The organism is Calothrix anomala FACHB-343 (assembly GCF_014696435.1).
Lineage (GTDB): Bacteria > Cyanobacteriota > Cyanobacteriia > Cyanobacteriales > Nostocaceae > Aulosira > Aulosira anomala_A.
In genome coordinates this window covers 36292-44004 of sequence record NZ_JACJQG010000079.1, presented here as the reverse complement: position 1 = coordinate 44004, position 7713 = coordinate 36292, and the positions used below count along the sequence as shown (strand labels likewise).

Here is a 7713-nt window from a genome sequence, read left to right as displayed (position 1 = left end):
ACAAAGGTACTACTAGATAGCGATCGCTCTGTATCAGTTGTGTAAGTCCATATCAATACAAATGTACTAAAATTTAGCGATCGCCTGTGCCAGTTGCGTAAGTCCTGTATATGTCACTCAAAGGTATTGCTAAAGAAACTCTACGCATAGTCGAAGAAGGAAAATATATTACAGATTCCGGAAAAACAGTTGAATTTCTGGCTGCTCAACAGATGGCGATCGCCAACACGGTGTTGTATACACCAATACAGTCATATTCGCTATTAGAAAAACAAATCTCTGGTGAAGGGAAGCAAGAACCTGTAATTGAGGTAACAAACGAAACTACTCAAGCAGCAGCCCATCGACTTGTCCAAGTTGAGGGATGTGAGGATTTGGTATTGTTAAACTTCGCATCAGCAAGGAATCCTGGAGGTGGATTTATAAATGGTGCAAAAGCGCAGGAAGAAGATTTGGCTCGGTGTTCGGGATTATACCCTTGCCTGCTAACTCAACCCACCTACTATGAATCCAATCGAAATCAAGAGTCTCTTTTATATACGGATCATGTTATATACTCGCCCAAAGTACCGTGGTTTCGGGTCAAAAATTATGACTTGCTAGATGACGTTTTTCTGGCATCAGTTATTACAGCACCTGCACCAAACGCCGGACAAGCTTTACGTCGCGATCCACAATGTAGCCCAGCCATCGCCTTGGCACTTCACCGACGCGCTGGTATTATCCTATCTATTGCACGAGATAACGGACATCGTTCCTTATTACTTGGAGCTTGGGGTTGTGGTGTATTTTGCAACGATCCTAACATGGTGGCAGATGTCTTTGGTAAGTGGCTTGCGGATCGATGTTTTGCGGGTTGCTTTGATCGAGTCACTTTTGCGATACATACTTCGAGCCGTAATTCAGAAACACTGAAAGCATTTCAGAGGCGGTTTCCATAAAGATTGGCAAGTAATTTAGAGTTTTGCCAAAATCAAATCAGATTCCTATAGTTAGTTTAGTTATCAAGCCTATCTATTTGGTTGGTTGTGAAAGTTATGAACTAGCTTGAGCATTATTAATAATTAAGTTGGTCATGGTATTAATTAGGCGATCGCTCTCCATTGGTAAAATATCTTTACCATGCAAGACATCTTGAACAATATGAAAATGCACTAATGAGCCTACAAGTATCCTAGCCAGTGCTTCTGGATCGTTGATTTTCAATTCGGGATGACTAGCGAGGTATTGAGTCAGAGTTTCTACCACTGGTTTAATCATGGCGCGGACACAAATCTGAGCTAGCTCAGGAAAACGACCAGATTCGCCAATTATCACGCGCATCAATGCTGAATGTTCTTGGTCTATAGCCATTAACTCTAATGCTTTGGTTGCTAATTGACGCAGAACAATTGTTGGATCTCCCTCTGGAGGTTGTGTACCAAATATAGAATTAAATTTCTTACCTGCCAGTTTTTCTACTAATACCTTAAACAGTCCTTCTTTATCTTGAAAGTGGCTGTAAACTGTGGCTTTAGACACACCCGCAGCGACAGCTACCTTATCCATACTTGTCCCAGCATAGCCATTTTTCAGGAACTCCTGCATCGCTCCTTGCAGAATTTGTTCCACTTTATCAAGGGAATTCTCTTTTTCTACTTCGTCAACTTTGATCCGTGCCATGTGTCTATCAATTTTGCTTATAACCATCTTACTGGGGATTGGGGGATGAGGGGGAAAAGGGAGACAAGGAGGTAGAGGAGGAAAATTGTACAGACGCGATTAATCGCGTCTCTGCCCCTTGACTAAACTACTCGGTTTAGTTTAGCATAATTTTGAACTGGACGGTTTAGTTTAACAATGCCGCCAACAAAAGGGGAATACTATGGCGCAAAACTGGAATTTATTAGGTTTTCGGGCTTCCCAAGGTATTTTTAAGTCACCTACCATCCTGGCAATAATTACAGCTTTAATTACAGCCGGGGCTAGTGTTTATACGGTTACCAAGTTCCAGACTGAGTCTGGGAAGAAGCCAGAACTAGCAACGCCTATGCAACCAGTTGTAAAAACTGTCACAGCGTTGGGCAGGTTAGAACCCAATGGAGAAGTAATTAAACTGTCAGCACCGACGGTGAACGAAGGAAATCGGGTAGAACAATTGTTGGTGAAAGAAGGCGATCGCGTGAAAGTTGGACAAGTAATTGCAATAATGGATAGTCGCGATCGCTTACAGGCGAGTTTGGGTGAAGCGCAAAGACAAGTACAAGTGGCTAAATCCCGACTGGCGCAAGTAAAAGCAGGTGCAAAGCAAGGCGAAATTGCAGCGCGTCAAGCGGCGATTAATCGTTTGCAAGTGGAATTGGAAGGAAGTATTAGAACCCAGCAAGCGACAATTAACCGTCTAGAAGCAGAATTACAAGGACAACAACAAAGTTTACAAGCAACCGTCGCCCGTGTCGCTGCTGAAAAGCGCAACGCCCAAGCTGATGTCCAACGTTACGAAAGTTTATACAAAGAAGGCGCAATTTCCAGCCAAGAAGTAGATCGTCGCAGATTAAGCGCTGAAACCAGCACCCAGCAATTTGTTGAAAGCCAAGCCACCAAAACTAGAACTGTCGCCACCCTAGAACAGCAAATTAACGAAGCTAAAGCCAACCGCGACAAAACTATCGCCACATTACAACAACAAATTAGCGAAGCCAAAGCCACCCTCAATCAAACTGCAGAAGTTCGCCCCACAGATATCGCCAACGCCCAAGCGGAAGTAGACAGCGCCCAAGCTACCGTTGATAAAATTCAAGCCCAACTTAACCAAGCATATATTCGCGCTCCCAAATCTGGACAAATTCTAAAGATTCATACCCGCGCGGGTGAAACCGTGGGGAATGATGGAATTGTTGAATTAGGTCAAACTGACCAGATGTATGCAGTGGCAGAAGTTTATCAAAGTGATATTCATAAAGTAAAGCCAGGACAGCTTGTCAAAGTTACCAGCGATTCTCTCCCCAACGAATTGCAGGGAACTGTCGATTGGATAGGGATGCAAGTACAACGACAAAATGTAATTAACGCCGATCCCTCTAGTAATATTGATGCCAGAATCGTTGAAGTACATATCAAGCTAGATTCTGCATCCAGCGCCAAAGCTGCCCAATTTACCAATTTGCAAGTCAAGGCGGTGATTGAACAATGATTGGTTTTATATCTCAACTTCAGCGACGTACACCTTTAGGATGGTTGCAATTAAGTCATCAAAGAAGCCGTTTATTAGTTGCATTATCAGGTATTGCTTTTGCAGATGTCCTCATGTTTATGCAGCTAGGGTTTCAGACTGCGTTGTATGACAGTAACACCAGAATACACCGCAGTCTGGAAGCTGATATTGTGCTGGTGAGTCCCCAAGCGCGTAACTTGGCGAATATGTCCAGCTTTACTAGACGGCGATTGTATCAAGCAATGGACTTACCAGGGATTAAGTCAGCGGAGGGAGTATATATTAACTTTGCAGATTGGAAGAATCCCCAAACCAAGAAAAAGACAGCAGTACTGGTGATGGGGTTCAATCCGGATAAACAGGTATTTGATTTACCGGAAGTGAACCGCCAAAAAGATATGGTTAAATTACCAGATACCATGCTTTTTGACCGCGCGGCGCGGGGAGATTATCAAGAAGCGATCGCGCAAATTAATGCAGGAAAACCTGTAACCACAGAACTCGATCGCCGTACCATCAGTATTAATGGTTTATTTTCTATCGGTGCATCCTTCATTGCCGATGGTACATTAATTACCAGCGACCAGAACTTTTTGCGGCTATTTCCTCGGCGCGATGCTAGTAGCCTCAGCCTTGGCTTGATTCAATTACAACCAGGTTATGACCCCAAACAAACAGCGAATACCTTAAAATCTCACTTAGGTGAAGATGTTAAAGTTTTAACCAAAGAAGAATTTATTGAATTTGAAAAATATTATTGGCAAACTAACACTGCGATCGGCTTTATTTTTAGCCTGGGTGTAGGAATGGGCTTTATGGTGGGCGTGATAATTGTGTATCAAGTTCTGTCTACAGATGTCAACGCCCACATGAAAGAATACGCCACCTTCAAAGCGATGGGATATAACAACCTCTATTTATTAGGGATTGTCTTTGAAGAAGCTGTAATTATGGCTATATTAGGCTTTCTTCCTGGCTTTGGCGTATCTATAGGACTTTATGCACTCACCAGAAACGCCACCAATTTACCACTATACATGACCTTAGCTCGAGCCATCCAAGTCCAAATCTTAACGCTAATCATGTGTATGATATCCGGCGCGATCGCTACTCGCAAAGTTCAATCAGCCGACCCCGCAGATATGTTTTAGAGACGCGATGAATCGCGTCTGTACAATTTTCCTCCTTGTCTCCTATTGAATATGAATCCAGTAATCTCTGTGCAAAATCTCGACCATTACTTTGGTCAAGGTCAACTGAAAAAGCAAGTTCTCTTTGATATCACCTTAGAAATTAACGCTGGTGAAATTATCATTATGACAGGGCCTTCGGGTTCTGGTAAAACTACATTGCTAACTTTGGTAGGCGGTTTACGTTCGGCGCAATCTGGGAGTTTGCAAGTATTAGGTCGAGAACTCTGTGGTGCGAATGCGGCGCAACTTACCGAAGCTAGGCGCAGTCATGGCTATATTTTCCAAGCACATAACTTGCATGGTAGTTTGACCGCACTGCAAAATGTGCGTATGGGTTTAGAACTACACAAGGATATTTCACCCCAAGAAATGAAAACTCGTTCTGCTGAAATGCTGGAACAAGTGGGATTAGGACATCGCCTCAATTACTATCCTGATGATTTATCAGGGGGACAAAAACAAAGAGTTGCGATCGCTCGTGCTTTAGTTAGTCGTCCGAGAATTGTCTTAGCAGATGAACCAACAGCAGCGCTTGATAGTAAATCCGGTCGAGATGTAGTTAACCTGATGCAAAAACTCGCTAAAGAACAAGGTTGTACTATTTTGATGGTGACTCATGACAACCGAATTTTAGATATTGCCGATCGCATTGTCCACATGGAAGATGGTAAATTAGCTCAGGATCGGGCTATAGTTTCTGCTCTATCGTAAATCGCTTTTTTTGACTGACAAAATTATGATTGTGATTTGTCAGAGAATGCTGATTTTTCTCCCTCAGTTGTGGGATAGTTTTGGGCGATCGCATTCAAGAAAAATCAGGACTATCCAAGCTATATTAAGCAATGTAAAAATTGAGAATTTATTGTGTAGTCAGGATTTTATCCCTGACTACAAACCTTTAATTATTTTTGCCGTTATACTTATTTCAGATTGTAAAATACTTGCCAGATATAGCTGTTTAATAATTAACAAAACTTGATATATTCAAAATAGCGATCGCGCTCATTCTCCCCAAACAGAAAATATTTTGCAAATTATTAATTCTTTTCCTCCTCACAAGTTCCTCACATTTATTACCTAAATTTAATTACATAAAAGCTTTGACTCTCGAAATCAGAACCTTCATTTCCTGGAAAGGTGATGAAGGTGAGATTTTTCTTAAATCTCGGTGCTGCTTATAGATCGAGAGAGTCTAAGTATTTCTGAACATTTAATCGACCACAAATTAACTCAACGACATCGGCGATGCGATCGCTACATAGCTCTAAAACAACGATACTTAAAAGCGATGTTTTAGCTGGTTGTGCTGTGGTTTTTTATATAGGTTTTATCTGAACTACACAGGGGTTATCTACTATGGTGTCGCTACTGAATCCACTCACCATTGATAAATATAAAAATCCATTACCAAATTTACTCCAGCCAGGACTTTTTATTGATGCTAGGCGTAAAGGTAAATATACAATCACCATGAGTCAAGGTACTCATGACTTTGGTTTAGGCGAGGGAATACCCCTAGCGCAAACATGGGGTTACCATAGTCCTTCAGCTCCAACTTGGGATGCAGCTGGTCTAAATTACCTGGGCCCTACTATTGTTGCGCAAAAAGGTAAGCCCATCACTATTAATTGGCAAAGCAAGCTGCCTAAAAAACATTTACTACCAGTAGATACAACCATACACTGGGCTTATACAGGCACCAATTATAGTATCAGCAAAGATGGTGTGCCTGTAGTTGCCCATTTACATGGTGGAAAAAGCAAATCTAAATATGATGGTCTTCCCGATGCTTGGTTTACCTCTACCGGTCAAGGCGGAAAGTTAGCTATTAATAAAGGTGCGACACAAGCCTATAAATATTACAACGATCAACAAGCTGCAACCATTTGGTATCATGACCACGCTTTAGGAATCACTCGCCTCAATGTCTATGCTGGGTTAGCAGGTTTTTATATCTTGCGAGATAACCATGATACGGGAAGACCAGATAATCCCAAAACCTCTCGCATTGAAAACGCACTTCCAGGTAATTACGTCAATTTTGATTACCAAGGCGATTCGCGAAAAGACCCAGATGTTTACTATGAATATCCCATAGTTATTCAAGACAAGATATTTACAGCTGATGGTCAGTTATTTTATCCAGCCTCCAACGCAGATTTAGCAGCAGCAGGGTTAGAAGCGATGCTTCCGCCATCCGCACCCAATCCCAGCGTGATTCCAGAGTTCGGTTCTGGTAATGTCATCCTCGTTAATGGTAAGGCCTGGCCTTTATTAGATGTTGAACCGCGCAAATACAGATTCCGGCTGCTGAATGGTTCTGACTCGCGTTTCTACAGCCTCCAACTGGAAAAAGGGTTAGACTTTTATCAAATTGGTACAGACTTAGGTTTACTCAACAAGCCAGTGAAACTTAGTCAGTTGGAACTAGCGCCAGGTCAACGAGCTGATGTAATTGTAGACTTTAAAGGATATCAGGGAGAGACTCTGATTCTGAATAATTTTGCTGGTGGTATTACTAGCGAACCAATTCCCAATAACCCAGATACTACAGGTCAAATCATGGCTTTTAAAGTTGGGAATCAGGTAACTGTTGCTGATACTCCTTTACCAACAACCTTGAGGGGAGGTAAAGGTCAACCTGATGCTTTGCCAACTTATACTGGCCTAGTAACCGATCAAAAAATTATTCAGAAATTTAACGATGGCATTGATTGGCTCGATCAGACTTTTGTTGCTAGTAGTAAAAATCCCAAAAAACCAGATTTCACCAAAATTGTTAAAGATCCTCTAACTGGATTACCAATTGCTAAACAGTTAGCCTTATTTGAAAATCCTAGCGATGATTTTGGGCGAATTACACCCATGTTAGGAACCATTCGAGATGGTGCTTTAATGTGGCACGATCCGATTACTGAGTATGTTCAGCTTGGTGATACGGAGATTTGGGAAATTTATAATACTACACGTGACTCCCATCCCATCCATTTACATGAAGCAGGTTTTCAACTACTCAGCCGACAAGATTTTACTGCAACTCAAATCGATCCATTAGCACCATTAACCAATATTCAATATCAGGGAGCAGCGACTCCAGCCGCGCCCCAAGAAGCGGGTATACTAGACACCGTTGTCATTGAGCCAGGCGAAGTGATTCGTGTTGCAGCTACCTTTGAGCTTCCCGGAGAGTACGTCTGGCATTGTCACATCCTCTCCCATGAAGATAATGAAATGATGCGACCTTATGAAATTTTAGCTCCAGGTGCAAATCCGTTAGCAGCAATGGATCATTTGCACACATCTGTACTCATCTAAATATCGCTAACA

6 protein-coding genes are annotated in these 7713 nt (G+C 42.1%); 5 read left to right on the top strand and 1 reads right to left on the bottom strand.

Going from position 1 to position 7713, the window contains the following annotated elements:
• The first annotated feature begins 110 nt into the window (after window positions 1-110).
• Entirely contained in the window at window positions 111-941 is an 831-nt protein-coding gene (locus H6G08_RS31535) for a TIGR02452 family protein (protein ID WP_190550375.1), read from the top strand.
• Between the two features lie 94 nt (window positions 942-1035).
• Here H6G08_RS31535 and H6G08_RS31530 read toward each other — a convergent pair whose 3' ends face one another.
• Window positions 1036-1662, bottom strand: a complete 627-nt coding sequence (locus H6G08_RS31530; RefSeq protein ID WP_190550373.1) for a TetR/AcrR family transcriptional regulator — start codon at window positions 1660-1662, stop codon at window positions 1036-1038.
• Between the two features lie 202 nt (window positions 1663-1864).
• On the opposite strand from H6G08_RS31530, the gene H6G08_RS31525 reads away from it, so the two are divergent.
• The 4 genes from H6G08_RS31525 to H6G08_RS31510 all read left to right on the top strand — a co-directional run bounded on the left by H6G08_RS31525 (window position 1865) and on the right by H6G08_RS31510 (window position 7701).
• Window positions 1865-3172 carry an ABC exporter membrane fusion protein gene (locus tag H6G08_RS31525; RefSeq protein WP_190550371.1) on the top strand — a complete coding sequence of 436 codons (1308 nt, stop codon included), beginning with the start codon at window positions 1865-1867 and terminating at the stop codon, window positions 3170-3172.
• Complete coding sequence (devC, locus tag H6G08_RS31520; RefSeq protein ID WP_190550369.1) at window positions 3169-4344, top strand: ABC transporter permease DevC; 1176 nt, start codon at window positions 3169-3171, stop codon at window positions 4342-4344. The genes H6G08_RS31525 and devC overlap by 4 nt, the downstream gene beginning before the upstream one ends.
• Window positions 4345-4395: 51 nt before the next feature.
• A complete protein-coding gene (locus tag H6G08_RS31515; protein WP_190550366.1) occupies window positions 4396-5097 on the top strand; it encodes a DevA family ABC transporter ATP-binding protein in 702 nt (233 codons plus the stop codon).
• Window positions 5098-5742: 645 nt separating this feature from the next.
• A complete protein-coding gene (locus tag H6G08_RS31510) occupies window positions 5743-7701 on the top strand; it encodes a multicopper oxidase family protein (RefSeq protein WP_190550364.1) in 1959 nt (652 codons plus the stop codon).
• Window positions 7702-7713: the final 12 nt, after the last annotated feature.